This window comes from Scytonema sp. UIC 10036 (assembly GCF_009725235.1).
Genome location: NZ_WJFC01000133.1, coordinates 18,239 through 35,043, shown reverse-complemented (window position 1 = coordinate 35,043; position 16,805 = coordinate 18,239). Strand labels below are relative to the sequence as shown.

Annotated in this window: 15 protein-coding genes; 7 read left to right on the top strand and 8 right to left on the bottom strand. The window is 41.4% G+C overall.

The genetic code is table 11. The features are described 5' to 3' along the window. The first annotated feature begins 116 nt into the window (after positions 1–116). Positions 117–476, top strand: a complete 360-nt coding sequence (gene folB / locus F7734_RS41045) for a dihydroneopterin aldolase (RefSeq protein ID WP_155750156.1) — start codon at positions 117–119, stop codon at positions 474–476. Positions 477–820: 344 nt separating this feature from the next. After that, complete coding sequence (locus F7734_RS41040) at positions 821–1,933, top strand: diguanylate cyclase (RefSeq protein ID WP_155750155.1); 1,113 nt, start codon at positions 821–823, stop codon at positions 1,931–1,933. Here the strand turns inward: F7734_RS41040 and F7734_RS41035 are convergent. After that, a complete protein-coding gene (locus tag F7734_RS41035) occupies positions 1,923–3,104 on the bottom strand; it encodes a patatin-like phospholipase family protein (RefSeq protein WP_155750154.1) in 1,182 nt (393 codons plus the stop codon). The genes F7734_RS41040 and F7734_RS41035 overlap by 11 nt on opposite strands. A gap of 351 nt (positions 3,105–3,455) precedes the next feature. Here F7734_RS41035 and F7734_RS41030 point away from each other — a divergent pair, with 351 nt between their 5' ends. Both F7734_RS41030 and msrA read left to right on the top strand, forming a co-directional pair. Beyond that, positions 3,456–5,804 carry a recombinase family protein gene (locus F7734_RS41030; protein WP_166482468.1) on the top strand — a complete coding sequence of 783 codons (2,349 nt, stop codon included), beginning with the start codon at positions 3,456–3,458 and terminating at the stop codon, positions 5,802–5,804. A 31-nt stretch (positions 5,805–5,835) separates the two neighbouring features. Continuing rightward, the gene (gene msrA, locus F7734_RS41025) at positions 5,836–6,489 is read left to right on the top strand and encodes a peptide-methionine (S)-S-oxide reductase MsrA (RefSeq protein ID WP_155750160.1); all 654 of its coding nucleotides are present in this window, start codon (positions 5,836–5,838) and stop codon (positions 6,487–6,489) included. Between the two features lie 173 nt (positions 6,490–6,662). On the opposite strand, the gene F7734_RS41020 is transcribed toward msrA, so the two are convergent. Further along, complete coding sequence (locus F7734_RS41020; protein WP_155750152.1) at positions 6,663–7,310, bottom strand: cadmium resistance transporter; 648 nt, start codon at positions 7,308–7,310, stop codon at positions 6,663–6,665. A gap of 130 nt (positions 7,311–7,440) precedes the next feature. Continuing rightward, positions 7,441–8,898, bottom strand: coding sequence for an APC family permease (locus F7734_RS41015; protein ID WP_155750151.1), 1,458 nt, complete (start codon positions 8,896–8,898; stop codon positions 7,441–7,443). A gap of 697 nt (positions 8,899–9,595) precedes the next feature. Between F7734_RS41015 and F7734_RS41010 the strand changes: the two genes are divergently transcribed. Beyond that, on the top strand, positions 9,596–10,273 hold the full coding sequence (locus F7734_RS41010; RefSeq protein ID WP_155750150.1) for a hypothetical protein: 678 nt from the start codon (positions 9,596–9,598) through the stop codon (positions 10,271–10,273). Positions 10,274–10,371: 98 nt separating this feature from the next. Here the strand turns inward: F7734_RS41010 and F7734_RS41005 are convergent, their stop codons facing one another. From F7734_RS41005 to F7734_RS40995, 3 genes are all read right to left on the bottom strand, one after another. After that, positions 10,372–11,598 carry a cytochrome P450 gene (locus tag F7734_RS41005; RefSeq protein WP_155750149.1) on the bottom strand — a complete coding sequence of 409 codons (1,227 nt, stop codon included), beginning with the start codon at positions 11,596–11,598 and terminating at the stop codon, positions 10,372–10,374. Between the two features lie 120 nt (positions 11,599–11,718). Next, on the bottom strand, positions 11,719–12,300 hold the full coding sequence (locus F7734_RS41000; protein WP_155750148.1) for a TetR/AcrR family transcriptional regulator: 582 nt from the start codon (positions 12,298–12,300) through the stop codon (positions 11,719–11,721). Positions 12,301–12,403: 103 nt separating this feature from the next. Then, positions 12,404–13,162 carry a phosphatase PAP2 family protein gene (locus F7734_RS40995; protein WP_155750147.1) on the bottom strand — a complete coding sequence of 253 codons (759 nt, stop codon included), beginning with the start codon at positions 13,160–13,162 and terminating at the stop codon, positions 12,404–12,406. Positions 13,163–13,663: 501 nt separating this feature from the next. Between F7734_RS40995 and F7734_RS40990 the strand changes: the two genes are divergently transcribed. After that, positions 13,664–14,461: a sulfite exporter TauE/SafE family protein gene (locus F7734_RS40990; protein ID WP_155750146.1), complete on the top strand. Its 798-nt coding sequence runs from the start codon at positions 13,664–13,666 to the stop codon at positions 14,459–14,461. On the opposite strand, the gene F7734_RS40985 is transcribed toward F7734_RS40990, so the two are convergent. After that, positions 14,450–15,103 (bottom strand): cadmium resistance transporter, encoded by a 654-nt coding sequence (locus F7734_RS40985; protein ID WP_155750145.1) that lies wholly within the window; start codon positions 15,101–15,103, stop codon positions 14,450–14,452. The genes F7734_RS40990 and F7734_RS40985 overlap by 12 nt on opposite strands. Before the next feature lie 73 nt (positions 15,104–15,176). Between F7734_RS40985 and F7734_RS40980 the strand changes: the two genes are divergently transcribed. Continuing rightward, positions 15,177–15,863, top strand: a complete 687-nt coding sequence (locus tag F7734_RS40980) for a cadmium resistance transporter (RefSeq protein ID WP_155750144.1) — start codon at positions 15,177–15,179, stop codon at positions 15,861–15,863. A gap of 434 nt (positions 15,864–16,297) precedes the next feature. Here the strand turns inward: F7734_RS40980 and F7734_RS40975 are convergent, their stop codons facing one another. Further along, on the bottom strand, positions 16,298–16,732 hold the full coding sequence (locus tag F7734_RS40975) for an Rrf2 family transcriptional regulator (RefSeq protein WP_155750143.1): 435 nt from the start codon (positions 16,730–16,732) through the stop codon (positions 16,298–16,300). Positions 16,733–16,805: the final 73 nt, after the last annotated feature.

The window sequence follows — 16,805 nt, the reverse complement described above, 5'->3', positions numbered from 1 at the left end:
GGGTAGGGGGTAGGGGGTGAGAGAAAAAACCCAATGCTCAATGCCCAATACCCTTTTTCATTCATACTGATATAAGTGTGAGATGATAATTTAATGTTTGTTATCTACAGTACAATATGGACTGCATTCATCTGACAGGAATTCGTAGTTATGGATACACGGGTTACTTACCGGAAGAGCAAGTTCTGGGACAATGGTTTGAGGTGGATGTGAAGTTATGGTTGGATCTCTCAAAAGCGGGTGAAACTGATGCTATAGAGGATACTGTAGATTACCGCAGTATTATCAGCTTAGTACAAAATACCGTGAAGACATCAAAGTTTGCTTTGGTGGAACGATTAACAGCGTTTATTGCTGATTCTATTTTGGCGTCGAGCGATCGCGTGGCACAAGTTCAAGTCATTTTAAGTAAACTTGCTGCGCCTATTCCAGACTTTGGTGGCAAAATTAGCATCGATCTGACAAAAAAAAGATGAAGGATAAAATACTAATTCTTCATCTCTATATAGCAACTTTTAAAAAGATTTTCTTTAAGAAGAAGTCTTTTATACCTTACAATAGTTAGCTCATAACATTTTATGTAATGAACTGCACGTTCAATCGATGAATGATATTCATATGCTCTCTTAAGTACATTAAAGGCAGTTATTTAAACTGGATAGGTTTATAAATTCTAAAAAATAAGTGCTCAGATATTAAGTATTTAGTAAAGTATTGTCTACAGTGATTTTGACAATTTATGATGGTAGGATCGCTCAATTTGACATTGAGTGAATCGCCGTCCATAAAATCTGAATCTTAGCCAACAGGTTATCTTAGCATGTTCAGTCCTAAAATCCTAGTTATTGAGGATGAAGAAATTTTTGCACTCGCTCTCAGACAAAAGTTACAAGAATTGGGATACACGGTTTCAGAAATTACTCACTCAGGAGAAGAAGCGCTTCACACAAGAGATCTTCAGATTGCGATCGAAATAGCCATTCGCAAGCATTATGCTGAAAGAACGCTACAAGCAGAACAGCAAAAGTTTACAGCCATTTTAAAAAGCATGGGCTGTGCTGTTATTATCACAGATATTCATGGTTGTGTCCAAATGATAAATCCACTAGCGGAAGTACTGACTGCTTGCTCTCAACATGAAGCCACTAACAAGGAATTAACAAATATCTTCAGATTTGCTGACAAAGAGATAAGGGAAGGAATAGAGAACTTAACAATACAAGTTTTACAAAAAGGTATCTCTCTTAATCTACCAAAAAACTGTATACTCTATACAAAAGACAGTAGAGAAATACATATTGAAGGTAGTATCACGCCTATTTGCGATGATAATGGTCATATTAAAGGTGCTGTTTTAGTTTTTCAAGATATTACTCAACGCAAACAGGTAGAAGCAGATCTCATTCGCAATGCTTTTTATGATACACTGACAGGATTGCCAAATCGAGCTTTATTTCTTGAACGACTGGGACAGGCATTTGAACGCAGTCAGAGAAGTAACGATTATAACTTTGCTGTGTTATTTTTAGATTTAGATGGTTTCAAAACGATTAACGATCGCCTTGGACATTGTGCTGGCGATCGCTTATTGATAGAAACAGCCCGACGTTTGGAGTCCTCTTTGCGTAGTGGCGACACGGTAGGAAGATTTGGTGGTGATGAGTTTGTTATCTTAGTAGAGGACATTAAAGATGTTGCTGATGCCATTAATGTTGCTCAACGCATACAAAATTCTTTAAAACTACCAGTTTCTATCAACTCACATCAACTCTTTGTTGAAGGGAGTATAGGTATTGCTTTAAATTGCTGTACTTATCAAGAACCATTCAGTTTGCTGAGGGATGCCGATATCGCTATGTACCGTGCAAAAGCCCAGGGAAAAGCTCGATATGCTGTTTTTGATTTCCCGCAGTTATTAGTCACTAATGATTAAGCTGTAAAAACACTCGTAATGCTTCTTGCACCTGGTTCTGTTGCATATAAGTCTCTGTCGCTTCAATTAAATTCCTGATATTCTCTTCACTCACATCATCAAGATCGTCGCTCAACCGCTTACCTGTTAAATGTCGATCTAGTTTGAACTGCAACCGTAAAAAACGATTTTGAATAACTTGATAGGTAATGTATTCGTAAACGTCTGATGTTGCATCAAACAAAACATTAACAAGCGGTTGCGCCCATTGTATCAGACCCCATTGGTGAGCAGATTCAAATGGAATGATTCGTGTAGCATCACCTGTTCCTATAGAAAGAACCGTAATTTCATCTAGTGAATAACCTAACCTTAGAGCTTCAGCAAGAGCACAACTAGATGGATTGTTTGCTGCTACACCACCATCAATGGCAGAGTATATGGTTTTGATTGAATAGGTAGAGCTATTATCAGGTATTACACTCCAAGGTGCATCTAAAAATGCTTGCTTTGCCACTCCTCTATATCTTTCTATAATCCGAGATTGATCTTCTCCTGTACCATGGGTAATTCTCAAAACTTGCTTGTTATATAAGCCTTCCGTTGAGGATGCATTCTCATCGAAAACGATACTTTGTAAATCACCTTGTCGAACTTTGCCATGTATATTTTTTTCTAGTTTATATGCTGGAAAATAGGTTGGTGCTGACGCAGAACACGCGCAAACTTCCCACAAAGGAGCATTTCCATAACCTTTATCTTGCCGCCAACTTTTGAAAATAATTGGTTCTCTTTCAATAGTGTCATAGGATACGACTAATAGAAATGGCGAGCGAACTTCAAACAGTCTTGTCTCTCCAAAAGCTTCTTTCAAAACTTCAATCAATCCTGCATTGGAAAATTTAGGTGCAGATAAACCATATTTAAGTATTAATGGAATTCTTTTCAATGAAAAACGGCTTCGATAAGGGAAAATTCTGGAGCTTTTATACCTGTATAAATCAAGAATTTCTTCACTTTTGCGCCCTAAGGCAATTGCTGCTGCTAAAATTGAACCTGTAGAAGTGCCAGCAATTAAGTTAAAGTACTCATTTAAAGGTTGAGAGACTTGTTTCTCAATCGCCGCTAGCATTGTTGCTGCTACAATTCCTCGAATACCTCCCCCATCTAAGCTCAAAATCCGAAAAGTCATACCCTTTCCTATCGTAAACTACACATAATATAGTAATCTAATTTGATTTTTGAACAATACATTAGGTAGAAAAGAAAAACACGATTATGTAACAAAATGTAAAATAGAGTTATTTTGTTCGTAGTAGCGCTGTCTTCGCATATATTGCTAATACTACAAAATAGTCATTATTTGCAGTAACCTAATTTATAAATATATTAAAAAAATATTATAATTTATGGCTATAGCAGTCCTAAATGATTTACAAACACCTCTTCCTTGTCTTCCTTGTCCTCCTTGTCTTCCTTGTCTCCCTTGTTTGGAGCTCAAATAGGATTGCTATATTATATAGATCTCTCAAGAAGGTGGTTTGTGGTTTCTGATTCTCTATGGATAACAGGTCCCAGTCGGAGTGGCAAAACAAGTTGCTTGGTAGAGCAGTTTTGCCATTGGGTCAAGAGTGCAAATAGTAGCAAAACACATTATACGAAAAGTCAAGAGCGAAAAAGTAGCAATAGCATAGCAAAGCGCCTTTATCCTCAACAATCAGAACTAGGGGTGTTAGTCTTAGCAGCCAATGATGAGAATCGGCGGGATTTGGCAGATAAACTGGTGAGTGCAACTGAGGGAACATATCCAGTACGCGGTAAGACGCCTCTTGGCTTTATTCAGGACGAAGTCATTTTATTTTGGCCATTGCTGATCGAGTCGTTACAATTGAAAGCTCAATTCCCAGTGCGACTGCGTCCAGAAACAGAGCAGGAATTGGCAACAAAACTTTGGCGATCGCAAATCAATGAGGAAATACTGCGTCAGGTTGGTATTAATGAGTACCGTTTAGTACGTCGGATTCTGGATACACTACAATTGGTAGCATATAGCGGAACAAGTTTTGCAGAAATTGAAAATATTTTATCCCGCTCGCTTGCAAATCAAGAAAGTATAAATTTAAACCCGGAATTAGTCGAATCCTTGTTGCTTGACTGGCGCAACTGGTGTTTGGAAAGGGGCTTTCTCACCTATGGAATTATGACCGAACTTTACAGCCAGCATTTACTACCACAGACTCGCTACCAGCAAGCACTCTTCAAACGTTACCAAGCTGTTTTAGCGGATGACGTGCAAGATTACCCAGCAGTGGCACGTCAACTGTTTGAGGTATTGTTGGAAGGAGGAGCGGTAGGGGCGTTTAGCTTCAATCCTGAAAGTGTAGTCCGTTTGGGATTGGGAGCAGATCCCAATTACTTGCAAGAGTTATCAGCCCGTTGTCAACAGGAAACTTTGACTCAGTTTCCCCTTGAATCCCTTGCAGATAGTTTGGCGACACAAATACAAGAAATAGCTATCGAGTCGGGGGGACTGTTGAGCTTACCAGAAGCAGTGCAGTCCATTCAAACAACTTCTCGCTCCCAGTTATTGCGGCAAACAGCAGAAGTAATTATCCGTGCTATAAAAGAAGAACAAGTGCAGCCGAAAGAAGTGGCAATTGTTGCACCAGGTTTGGATGCGATCGCTCGTTACACCCTTGTAGAAATTCTCACCAAGCAAAATATTCCAGTAGAATTCCTGAACGATCAACGTCCTCTGATTAGTTCTCCCAATATCCGAGGTTTACTGACGGTTCTAGCCTTCGTCTATCCTGGTTTGGGACGCTTGGTTGATAGGGATGCAGTAGCAGAAATGTTAGTTGTGTTGAGCAAGGGAGGAGAGGAAGACAGAGGGAACTCCGAGTCCCCCGTCTCCCCATCCTCTCACATCGATCCAGTAAGGGCGGGATTAATAGCAGATCACTGTTTTGTCCCGCACCCCGAGCAACCCAACTTACTTCCCGTAACAGCATTCGATCGCTGGGATAGATTGGGATATTCAGCAACAACAGCTTACAGTGAGATATTGCAGTGGTTGGAAGAACAGCGAAAGCAAAAGGAATTGCGTCTGATTCCCAGCCCTATTTCCCTTTTAGATAGAGCAATTCAGCGTTTTTTATGGAATGGGAGCAATTTGCCCTACGAGCAGTTAGCAGCGTTGCGGGAACTTTTAGAAACTGCCCAACACTATTGGGAAATCGATACACGACTGCGACAGTTTTCCCCCAATACCCAATACCCAATACCCAATCCCCAATCCGAAATCCAAAATCCCCAATCCAAAATCCAAAATCCCCAATCCAAAATCCAAAATCCCCAATCCAAAATCCAAAATCCAAAATCCAAAATCCAAAATTCCCAATCTCCCATCGCTGAATTCATACAACTACTACGACGCGGTACCATTACTGCCAACCCCTACCCCATGCGTCCTGTAGGAATCCAGTCAAACGCTGTCACCCTAGCAACTATCTTCCAGTATCGTTCTTCTAGGCGATCGCATCGCTGGCATTTTTGGTTAGATGCAGGTTCTCCCTTATGGGCAAAAGGTGGTGCAGCGACTTTATTTGGTGCGCCATTCTTCCTTAGAGAAAGGATGGGACAACCTTGGACAGCAGAAGATGAAAAATTAGCAGATGAACAACGATTGCAAAGGATCTTGGCAGATTTACTTGCCCGAGTTTCGGAAAGAATTTATCTATGTCATAGCGATTTAGCCGTGAACGGGCAAGAGCAGTTAGGTCCCTTACTGTCCTTAGTCAATGCCTGTGTTCCTCTCACAAGTAGTGTAACCACCCAGGAAAACCACACCCAACCTGTAGAGTGGGATAGTTTACAATATGAAGTTAAGTAAAGAAATTTATGAAAAATTAGAATCAAGAGCAATGGTGTTATTTGGATTTGGTAAAAAATTAACCCTTCCCACCCCCGACCAAGCCTTACCAGGACGGGCAGAAGAAATGCCAGTACCCGGTCAGCACTATGTGTTAGGTAACCCACTCAAACCACCCTTTCCAGAGGGTCTGGAGATGGTAATATTCGGTATGGGTTGCTTTTGGGGAGCAGAACGGAAATTTTGGCAACCAGAAGGAGTTTATACCACAGCAGTTGGTTACGCTGCAGGCATCACTCCCAATCCCACTTATAAAGAAGTTTGTAGTGGAATGACCGGTCATAACGAAGTTGTGTTAGTGGTTTATGACCCAAAAGTCATTAGCTACTCTCAGTTGCTAAAAGTTTTTTGGGAAAACCACGATCCCACTCAAGGAATGCGTCAGGGTAACGATGTTGGCACTCAATATCGTTCGGGAATTTATGTCTATTCTGAAGACCAGAAAAAACTAGCAGAAGCATCTCTTGATGCTTACCAAGAAGCCCTGAACAAGTCCGGTTATGGCAAAATTACTACTGAAATCCTTGATGCTCCCAAGTTTTACTACGCGGAAGCTTACCATCAGCAATATCTCGCTAAAAACCCTAATGGATATTGTGGGTTGGGAGGAACAAATGTTGCTTGTCCTGTAGGAGTTAGTGGTTAGTGGTTAGTGGTTGGTGGTTAGTGGTTAGTGGTTAGTGGTTAGTGGTTAGTGGTTAGTGGTTAGTGGTGTAGGATAAGCGTCTCACCTGTCGTCTCAGTGATTATTTATAACTAACAACCAACAATTAACAACCAACAATCAACAACCAACAACCAACAACTAACCACCAACCACTAACAATTAACAAAAGAAAGTAGAGGACTTAAGACACCACTTTCTATTAAAATTAAAGCACCTAATCCCATTAAGACAAATGGGACAAAATGATTACCATGACAGGAGAGCATTTCAGCGATCGCTCTTTGATTAGTTAATTGATATGCTGCAAAGCACAAAGCTCCAACAAGTAGAAAAAAGACTCCTATGATAACAAGCAAACTTTCCCAAGTGCTGTTAGCAAATAAAGGAACATAAATACTAATGTTATCACTGCCATTAGCGAATGTCACAGCAGCAACGCTATAAACTTGTACGTTAAAAAATTTGGTAATAAACAAGCGTTGAGTCGGCTCTGACTCTTCTTCATCCTCAGCATTCTCCGAATCTTCATCTTTATTCATTAAGCCCCTAATACCAATTAGGATTGGTACTAAGCCAAAGAGTCCAATCCATGGTTTCGGTACAATTAAACCGCCAAAAAAACCGGGAAGACTGGTAAGAACCAGTACTGCAAAGCCTAAGTACTGACCAAGTATAATATGCCAGCGACGAAATGTCTCGTTGACTTGTGAAAAAAAGATTGTTAGGAGAACAATATCATCTATGTTGGTAGCACCAAAAGCAGCTGCACCTGTACTAATTGCAGTTACTAATTCACTCATGTCAATTTTGGATTTTGGATTTTGGATTTTGGATTTTGGATTTTGGATTTTGGATTTTGGATTAATCGATTTTAGATTTTGGATTCTTTATCTGCGTTTGTCAGCTACAGGGTGCGGTTTTAAATTGAAATTAGAGCTGCTCGCGATCGCTAAATCTAGCATGAATTTCTTCAACTCCTTGCCGCATGGACGCAACAATGTTCGGCGATCGCAGTCGCTGTAATACAAAAGTCCCACAAGTAACAGCCAAATACATTAAGAACAGGTAGGGGAAAACATCATAGGGAGCATCGGGAACTGGAAACAGTGTACTGCCTGGAATACCCACACTTCCCAATACAGGAATCATCATGAATGCAACTGCGAGCACAGAGAAAACAATATGATGCAAGCGGAGTTTACCGATTTGATATAGATAAACTGGTGCTGCAATAGAAATGAGGATATATACTGTGAGAAATCCATAGCTACAGATAGCCCCCAGGTAACCCATACTTTCAAACAACTTAACGTTAAATAGGGACATAAGTGCAGGAACTAAGAAGATAGCAAACGAGCACATTGTCACTGCGATATGGGGAGTTCGATTAAAAGAATGTGCAGCACCTACCTTGGAGTAGAACAATCCGTGACGTGCCATCATAAAGAAGATTCTAGCAGCCGGATTAATACAGCCTAAGACGCAAGCAAAAAAGCTAAATAATGCTCCAAAAGCAATTAACTCTCCCAAAAATCCCATCCCTACTTGTTGGGATAAAAACCTTAAAGGTTCTTCGGTTTTGGTAATCGACAAACCAGTACCGCTAAAACCCAATACTTCAATATATGTTGTTGATATATAAAATAGTCCTGCCAGAATCACACTACCAATCACCGATCTGGGAATGGTTTGCAACGGTTTTTTTGCTTCATCGCCTAATGATGTAGCACTTTCAAAGCCAGAAAAAGCAAACATCACCAACACTAATCCCGTCGCAACTTTGCCAGGAGTGACATCAGAAAGCGTGAGTTGTGACATATCTAAAGCAAAACCTTTATTTGCCCATACGATCGCACACAACACTACAATCAGAGCCAGCGAGATCCCTTCAAGCCAAAGCATTGCCATAGCAGAAAGCTGAATATCTTTATAAGCTGCATACCAGGCTATTCCCGCACCTAACGCCAATAGTGTGATGCTGGAGGGATGAATACCCAATTGACTGAAGAAAATTCCGCTAAAGTTGGCGAAACCACACAATACAGACATTCCCGTAAACAAATATGCCAGCACTAAACTCCAGCCACAAATGACACCAGCTGTTGGACCTAAGCCTTTAACAATGTAAGAGTAGAGGGAACCAGGAGAAGCCGAACGACTGGCAAACTGATTAATGTTGATACTAACTAAGACGAGTCCAATTAAACCGATGAGAAAACTTAACCACGCTCCTTTCCCTGAAAGTGCCACTATCAAACCAATATTAGATGCAGGAATTGTGGTAGGTGCAATAACAGCAAAGGATTGAGCTAGAACTTCCCCAAATGAGAGACAAGCAGGTTTTAACCCGTTCGTACTTTTACCGTTCGATAATATTTTTTGTTTCATCTTGCAAGTTTTTCAAACCTGAAATAGCCCACACTCTGGGTAATTTTTGAGAAAATTCTCAAACGCTTGGATAACTGCATTTAATATTGTCAAATCCTTCGCATAAACACTTTTAATGTATTATATTAAGAAATACAATACATTTTTCAAGTTGTTTAATTGAATTGCGCTCGCGAAGTAAATCATAACTTATATAATTGCAGCAATCAAGTCTTTAAAAAATTCTAAATCAACATTTTTTAATAGCTTCTAAATTCTACGCCAAGTTCATCGGAATAGTAGAAACCAATTTTCTACATACATAATAAAAAGTATTTTTATATACAAAAAAATCGTTGTATTTAATACACGCGAAGTTGACCGGAAAAGTGGAAATAATTTATTAAGAAAGCTGAGGGAGTTGATAGGATTGAACCGCAGCAACTAAAAGCCATCACAGATCCGGTCTCGCCCTGGATAAAATTAATAATTTCTTAAGATTTCTTAACTGAGAGCTAGATGATAATGTAACTTCTGAATTGATAAGATAGATGCTCGTTAACAATAGCTCAAAACAAAGTACGAACATCTTTCTTCTCCTAACCCCATTTCCCAATCGGTATTTGTTGCCTTTCAATTGCTACAATGTGGGCAATGCTGCCCCTGCAAGCCATAGGTTTCTAGTTTTTGATTTTGTTATTTGTTTTGGAAAACAATCATGAAAACTTTCAAATATCTTTTGATGGTGCTGCTACTATTAGCAAATTTTATGTTTGCTCAACCTTCTTTTGCAGATGCACCAAAAATTACGAAAAGCCCAGAATACAAAGCATTGACTAAAGAGATTAACAAGTTGCGAACTGTCCAAGAATCTCAAACAGAACTAGAGGGTTCTACACCTGAAGAAATACAAAACAAACTCGGAGAGTTGGAGTTGCTCAAATACGCTTTTGAGTCGGGAGTGAATTGGGGTCAGTGCGAAAACAAGACGGGCAAAACTCTAGCTGTTTACGGGCCAATACCAGCAAACATAGAACAAGAAGATTTTCCATATGATGCTGGGCTTTATTTTCTGGCTGATGGTCAAACAACCCAAAATGACTGGGATTGTCAGGGAATATATATACCCAGTGATGTGACTGCTGTATCTCCAAGTACTGATGGACAAAATCAGGAAATTAGTGGGGGTGTTGTTGTTCAAGTACCTAAAGGAACTAAGTTGGCGATCGCTACCAATCAGAATACAGGAGCACTGGAATTCAATGTACCCGTTGCTCAAACGTCCAAATCTAGTAAAGTCAACTGGTTTGTTCCTAAAATCTCTCAAGCATTCTTAGATACAAGAGCGACTAACGCGCCTACAACTGAGACTCCACAAATCACTCTTGAAGATTAAGGTCAATTGACATCTCCAAAAGACAATGTAGAGACGCGTCATGGCACGTCTCTACAGGATTGTAGACAATGCATAATTAATTTTTGGAGATGTCTAATTCAGAACTTGACGGGAATTGCTTTTGCTCCTCGCGTAATCAGACTAGAATTCCAAAGCAGATTATTGGGATCGACAGCGAGCCGAATATTTGGCAGACGCTCGAACAGCACTTGGAAGGCAATGCTGGACTCAAGCCGTGCTAGCGGTGCGCCAATGCAATAGTGTATGCCAGATCCAAAACCAACGTGCTTATTGTTTTGTCGGTCTAGCATTAAGGTTTCTGGATTCTCAAATTTTGATTCATCATGGTTAGCCGATCCAAGTGCAGCAAGCACCAATTCACCTTTGGGAATTTGTGTGCCTGCAATCTCCAGGTTTTCACGGGCATAGCGCGTTGTGGCGAACAACACTGGAGGTGTGTACCGCACAAGTTCTTCGATAGCGGATTTGATCAGATCGGGTTCGGTGCGTAAGCGGTGGAGTTCGGCTGGGTGCGTTAGTAATGCCAACACGCCATTGCCAATTAAATTGACTGTAGTTTCGTGACCGGCGCTTAGCAAGAGCGCGACCATGCCAATTAATTCGTCTTCGGATAGTTTTGAGCCTTCGGATTTGGCTTGCAACAGGGTGCTGGTTAAATCATCTTGCGGATTGAGGCGATGTTCGCGGAAAAGTCGGCGGAGAAACCTAATGAGTTGGTATAGGCTGGGGATGGCAAGGATACCGTCAATGGGTTTACTCACGCTGACCATGACCTTTGACCAACGGTGAAAGGCTGCCCGATCCTGTTCGGCAACGCCAAGCATTTCGCTGATGGCAAGCATTGGAATTGGCAACGCAAAGTCATTAACTAAATCCATTTCGCCTTTAGCTTGAGCGCGATCGATTAGCTCGTGCGCGAGGCGATGAATACGGGTTTGCATTTGCACGATTAGGCGTGGCATGAACGCCTGATGCACCAAAGAACGCAGGCGGGTATGATCGGGTGGGTCGGAGTCAAGCATATTGCTCTTGAGGGGCTTGATGAATCCCGGTATCCACATTTCTCCTTGCTTTTGATTGGGATTTTGAGCATTGCGGCGGTCTTTGACGAGGCGTTCGTCTGTGAGAACAGCAAGCACATCGTCGTAGCGGCTAACGATCCAGGCGCGTTCTCCAAAGGCTTGGACTGGCACAACGGGTCGGGTATTTCGCCAGCGTTTGAAAGTCGGGAATGGATTGGCTCTGAAATTAGGTGAGGTAATGTCAACTGGTTCGAGGGTGATGTCTTGGTAAGTTGCCGTCATGCTGGTTGATCCTTTGGGCTGAGTGGGGGTCTTGTGAGGGTTCGATGGCGTTTTGTCGAAGCAGAGAAATTAATAACTAATTGATTAGTTATTATTAGGACAAAAAAACGATGGTGTCGTTTATACGTTAGGATCTAGCCCTCGCCATAGCAGATTGACAAAATCTTCAAGAAAGCTGCTCGTATCTAGGCGAACAGCCGTGTTTTGCAAAGTTTGGCTCATGGTGAAGCCGACAACGGTATGCAGTAAAGTCATAGCTGGGATGGTGGGGTCGCCTCGCACAATGCGTCCGAGCGCCATCTCACGCCCGATGTACGCGGTGAGCGCGGCGAAGTCGGGTTCGATTCCTGGTGGTCTGACGATCTCACCGGGTTGCCGTACTGACCACGCCAGCATCATTTGTGGCATCAACTCTCCTGAGTAAGACGCAATCCGTAACGCGATTTTTAGCAAGTCAGAGCGAGGGTCACCCTGTCCAATTTCAGCTTCGAGTTCTGGTGTCCAAATGCGATCGCAGGTTGTTCCTGACATCGCCGCAAAGAACAGGGCTTCTTTGGTTGGAAAGTGCTTGAAGATGCTGGCACTTGAGATGCCCGCACGATTTGCGACATCTGTCGTAGTGGCGCTGAATCCTTTTTCAAGGAAGACCGATCGGGCAGCCTCAAGGATTTGAGACTGTGTGATGCTTGGAGTTCTTGCCATATTCCAATAGTAACTAGCGAGTTATTTATTTGTCAAGGCAATGGGAAAAGGTAGGAGCTTTTCCCATTGCTAGCGTTAACTATTGGGAAGGGAAGTGGATTTTCTATTTCGCTGTTTCTTCTGGAAGCAATGTAGTCTCTTCTGCCGTTGGTGCTTCGGTGACGGCAGTTTTTTTAGTGAAATGGGGTCTGATAATTAGGCTGACGCCAATGACCCAGGCTATTGAAACCATCCAACCTGCTAAAATATCGCTGGGAAAGTGAACTCCAAGATAAAGTCTTGTCCAGCCAATGGCTACGACAAAAAAACTTCCAGCAATCAGCGCAATCCAAGACCAAATCGTACCCCAAGTTAAAACAACTAAGGTTGCTACCAGTGTCATGCTCATCATGGAATGACCGCTAGGAAATGAAAAATCTAATTCAGGTGCAAGTGAATCCCACAAGTGGGGGCGGATTCTATGCATGAACTCTTTCGCTGTACGGTTGATAATGGCGCTTCCTATAGTCGTTGTGAGCAAAAAAGTGAGCGATCGCCACCGTTGTAGCAGCAAAAGAAGCAGCCCAAGAAAACCGACTGCGGGAAACATAAATTTGGCAGAACCAAATTTGGTCATTATCACTGCGATCGCATCCAGTTGCGCTGTTGCTGCGGAGTGAACTGCTATAAGAACGGGTACATCCCAAGGAAACGGGAAACCGCCTTTGCTTTCCCAAACCGCTATTGCCAGAAGCCCAAAGATTTGTAAGGGTAAGTAGATACCTATCAGTAGCAATAGCAGAGACTGCCAACGAGCAGCGAGTAATGCTTTGAAAAAGTCGAAAAAAGACTGGTTGGGTTTGTTGAAGTCAGCTTGAGACATTTCTATAACACTAAAACGGTGAAAGGATAAAGGGTGAAGGAGCGAGGATAAAACTGAGGTAACTCATCCTCATGGACTAACTCCGGAGCACACGTAGGATATACCTTCATACCTCATACTTTATCCTTCATCCTTACCTAATACCCCTGGAACATACGTGGGATATATTTTATCCTTCATACTTTCCCAAGGTCAGGGAAATTTGGGAAGTGAAAGGCTCAATTGTAATTTTTTTTTCAGAGTTTATTCTATAAAAAAAAACTATAGACTCAATGCCTTACTCTATAAAGCTTTTGAGTCTTAGTCTTCTCTTTTAACTACTGTAACAAATAATTTTGTTGTGTATGTGCGAATACGCTGGACGTTGACTCGTCACTTAAGTTAAAGTACGGTAAGTATATCGGTTTTTGTTTTTATTTAAAGAAAAAGGGGTTTACATCTACCAATCTGACTTCCATAGGAAGTTAGAGCAATATAACAACCTTGTACACGAGCAGTCGTATGCATTATATCTTATTACCACTCTTCAGTTTCTTTGTTGGTGTCGTCGTTGGTTTAACGGGGATCGGTGGAGCATCTCTCATAACGCCAATGCTGATCTTTATCTTTCAAGTTCCCCCCTCCGTTGCAGTTAGTTCTGACGTAGTGGCGGCGACGTTAATGAAATTTGTGGGCAGCTTTAAGCATTGGCAGCAAAAAACTATCGACTTGCAAGTGGTAAAGTGGCTGGCGTTTGGCAGCGTACCTGGTTCCTTATTTGGTGTAGGAATCCTGCACTTTATCAAGCACACTGGAGAGTCGCATCTCAATCGCGTTTTGCTGCACTTGATTGGGGTCATGATTTTGTGTGTCACCTTATCAGCCCTGATACAACTGTTGTTGTTAACATTTTTCCCAAATTTGAAGTTTCCCGAACTGCCGAAGATTTATTTGGAGACTGTATCGGGGCGCTTGTTGGCAATGAGTGTGGGAGCAATTTTAGGCTGTTTGGTTGGTTTAACAAGTGTCTCTTCCGGTTCAATGTTCGCGTTGGTACTGATTTCCTTTTTCAGCTTGGATGCTCGTAAATTAGTTGGTACAGATATTTCACAAGCAGCTATCTTGTTATTTTTTACTTCTCTCGGGCATTTGAGCTTGGGAACAGTTGATTGGGGCTTGGTATTACCAATATGGCTTGGATCTGTACCTGGAGTTCTCCTTGGTGCCAAACTTTGCGAGATTGCACCCCAACGCCCATTACGTTTTGTCATTTACACGCTTTTGCTAATGGTGAGTTACAAATTAGTTTCACCAGTGTGAGTAAAGCCATGCGAGGGTACCTCGTTCGTACATAATGAATAAGCCCAAACAAATCAATACGAAAGGAACCGCCGCTCTACCGTAGCGGGTTAAAATATGAGCGATCGCTTCTTGACGGGCTAAGAGGTGAGCGATCGTACACCAAACCCCAACCATAACCAAAAAGACTATCAAAATCACACCCATACTGGCATAGGTATTTCCTGCGAATAACGGTATGTAGATGCTGATATTATCGCCGCCATTGGCAAGAGTGACTGCTGCTACTTTATAAGTTTGAGGGTGCAAAAGACTGACTAGGAAAGACCGAGGATCGTTTGATGACAATGGCTTAAAATCGCTAGTTACAGTCTGAACTTCTGTAGATTCTTCTTGACTCAACAGCTTTTTTATGCCAATTGCTATAGGTAATAATCCAAGCAATCCAATGACTTCAGGCGGCACTACCAAACCACCAAAAAATCCTGGTAGGCTAGCGATGATAATAGCTGAAAAACCAAGGTATTGACCAATGATGATATGGCGTTTGCGAAAATTAGCATCTACTTGAGAGAAAAAAAGTATAAGGATTAAGATATCATCAATATTGGTTGCTACAAAAGCAATTATACCTTCTGTGAAACCTGCCCAAAGCGTAGTCATGGTTGCTTTTATGAGAGTGTTACTTAATAAAAAACGAATGCGTCTTGGCTAGGAATTAAACAATAAAGACAATATGGGTGAATCGATCGCTGCAATTAGCACGGGAATCCTTGCCTTTACTGCCACTAATATAGATGACCTTCTCATCCTATTATTGTTTTTTTCTCAAGTAAATGCTACCTTCACTTACAAGCATATTATTACAGGTCAGTATCTGGGTTTTTTTATACTGATTGTTGCCAGTCTTTCTGGTTTATTTGGGGGGTTAGTTTTATCGGCTCACTGGATTGGATTACTTGGTTTAATGCCAATTGCTATAGGTATTAGCAGTTTGGTGAATGGGGAAGAAGATTCTTCAGAGGAAGACAAATCTGAGACAGAAGATTCTGAAGAATTATTTTTTTCTGGATTAGTTTCTCCTCAAACTTATAGTGTTGCATCTGTAACAATTGCTAACGGTAGTGATAATATCAGTGTCTACGTGCCGTTATTTGCTAGCGGTAATTTAGCAAGTTTTTTGATAGTTGTCTCTATTTTTTGTATCTTGATAGGAGTTTGGTGTTATGTAGCTTACCAATTAACTCGTCAAAAAGAAATAGCCGATATTCTAACTCGATATGGTAATTATTTTGTTCCTTTTGTCTTAATAGGATTGGGAACTTTTATTCTTTTAAAAAGTAATGCATTAAGTCTAACAAAGCTAATTGCTAGTTATTTTTGTATAACAATTTTAGTCAAAAAAAATGAGAATTCTTCTTGAGAGTCTTAGAGGATGTTTGAAAAGTCATGATTCATGTATCAAATATTTTTTACCCCTCCCTAACCCTCCCCTTATAAAGGGGAGGGAACCAGATTTTTCTTATTTCCCCCCTTTATAAGGGGGAGCCACTGCGCCATCGCGGGTTTCCCGACTTGTAGCAAGTGGCGTGGACTAAGGGGGGTAATCATGTGATTAAAATGACAGCTAATCACTTTTCAAACATCCTCTTAAGAGATTGGTTTTTGCTACCATAAAATAAAAGCGCTAAGTTCTTGGACTGACTTAACGCTTTTATGAGAGAATTTTCGGAAGATGTCTTCCATCCAAGCTAGTGACACGCCTTACGAGTAGAGATAGCACAGGAGAGGAGGCGGAGCCTCCCGTAAGGCATTCCCAGCCTCAGGCTGGGAACGAGGAGGTAACGAGGGGGTAATTTATATGTAGTACATGAGTTCCATTTGCTGCTTGGAGATTCGCTGTTCGCAAAGATCTTGAAGTGTATGTTTTTGTAAAACGTCGTAAGCTGCTTGACGAACTTCTTGCCAAACATCGTGAATAACTTCGGTTTCTACTGTTTTGATATTGGAAGGTTTACTGGGTTCATCGTCCGATCCTTCTATACAACGTAAAGCTTCCAAAACCGTAATTTTTTGAGGTTCCCGTGCTAAAACGTAACCTCCTTTCACCCCACGTATGCTCTTAATCAAACCTCCACGTCTCAAAGTTGCTAGAAGTTCTTCTAAATAGCGATTGGGAATGTTTTGACGTGCTGCTATCTCTCGGATTTGCAATGATTCACCGTCAGCATAGCATTTTGCTAGTGCTAGTAAAGAGAGAATTGCATACTCTGTTTTGTTTGAAAGTTCCATAGGTAAGAGAGATGAGACACCTAAAAATTACTTCACCACCTAAAACGGCGATTCAGCTTAACCCGGTCGAATT

What these genes read in the sequence shown, in the direction of transcription:
- folB (WP_155750156.1), top strand. Translation starts at nt 117, where the DNA reads ATGGACTGCATTCATCTGACAGGAATTCGTAGTTATGGATACACGGGT.
- F7734_RS41040 (WP_155750155.1), top strand. Translation starts at nt 821, where the DNA reads ATGTTCAGTCCTAAAATCCTAGTTATTGAGGATGAAGAAATTTTTGCA.
- F7734_RS41035 (WP_155750154.1), bottom strand. Translation starts at nt 3,104, where the DNA reads ATGACTTTTCGGATTTTGAGCTTAGATGGGGGAGGTATTCGAGGAATT.
- msrA (WP_155750160.1), top strand. Translation starts at nt 5,836, where the DNA reads ATGGTGTTATTTGGATTTGGTAAAAAATTAACCCTTCCCACCCCCGAC.
- F7734_RS41020 (WP_155750152.1), bottom strand. Translation starts at nt 7,310, where the DNA reads ATGAGTGAATTAGTAACTGCAATTAGTACAGGTGCAGCTGCTTTTGGT.
- F7734_RS41015 (WP_155750151.1), bottom strand. Translation starts at nt 8,898, where the DNA reads ATGAAACAAAAAATATTATCGAACGGTAAAAGTACGAACGGGTTAAAA.
- F7734_RS41010 (WP_155750150.1), top strand. Translation starts at nt 9,596, where the DNA reads ATGAAAACTTTCAAATATCTTTTGATGGTGCTGCTACTATTAGCAAAT.
- F7734_RS41005 (WP_155750149.1), bottom strand. Translation starts at nt 11,598, where the DNA reads ATGACGGCAACTTACCAAGACATCACCCTCGAACCAGTTGACATTACC.
- F7734_RS41000 (WP_155750148.1), bottom strand. Translation starts at nt 12,300, where the DNA reads ATGGCAAGAACTCCAAGCATCACACAGTCTCAAATCCTTGAGGCTGCC.
- F7734_RS40995 (WP_155750147.1), bottom strand. Translation starts at nt 13,162, where the DNA reads ATGTCTCAAGCTGACTTCAACAAACCCAACCAGTCTTTTTTCGACTTT.
- F7734_RS40990 (WP_155750146.1), top strand. Translation starts at nt 13,664, where the DNA reads ATGCATTATATCTTATTACCACTCTTCAGTTTCTTTGTTGGTGTCGTC.
- F7734_RS40985 (WP_155750145.1), bottom strand. Translation starts at nt 15,103, where the DNA reads ATGACTACGCTTTGGGCAGGTTTCACAGAAGGTATAATTGCTTTTGTA.
- F7734_RS40980 (WP_155750144.1), top strand. Translation starts at nt 15,177, where the DNA reads ATGGGTGAATCGATCGCTGCAATTAGCACGGGAATCCTTGCCTTTACT.
- F7734_RS40975 (WP_155750143.1), bottom strand. Translation starts at nt 16,732, where the DNA reads ATGGAACTTTCAAACAAAACAGAGTATGCAATTCTCTCTTTACTAGCA.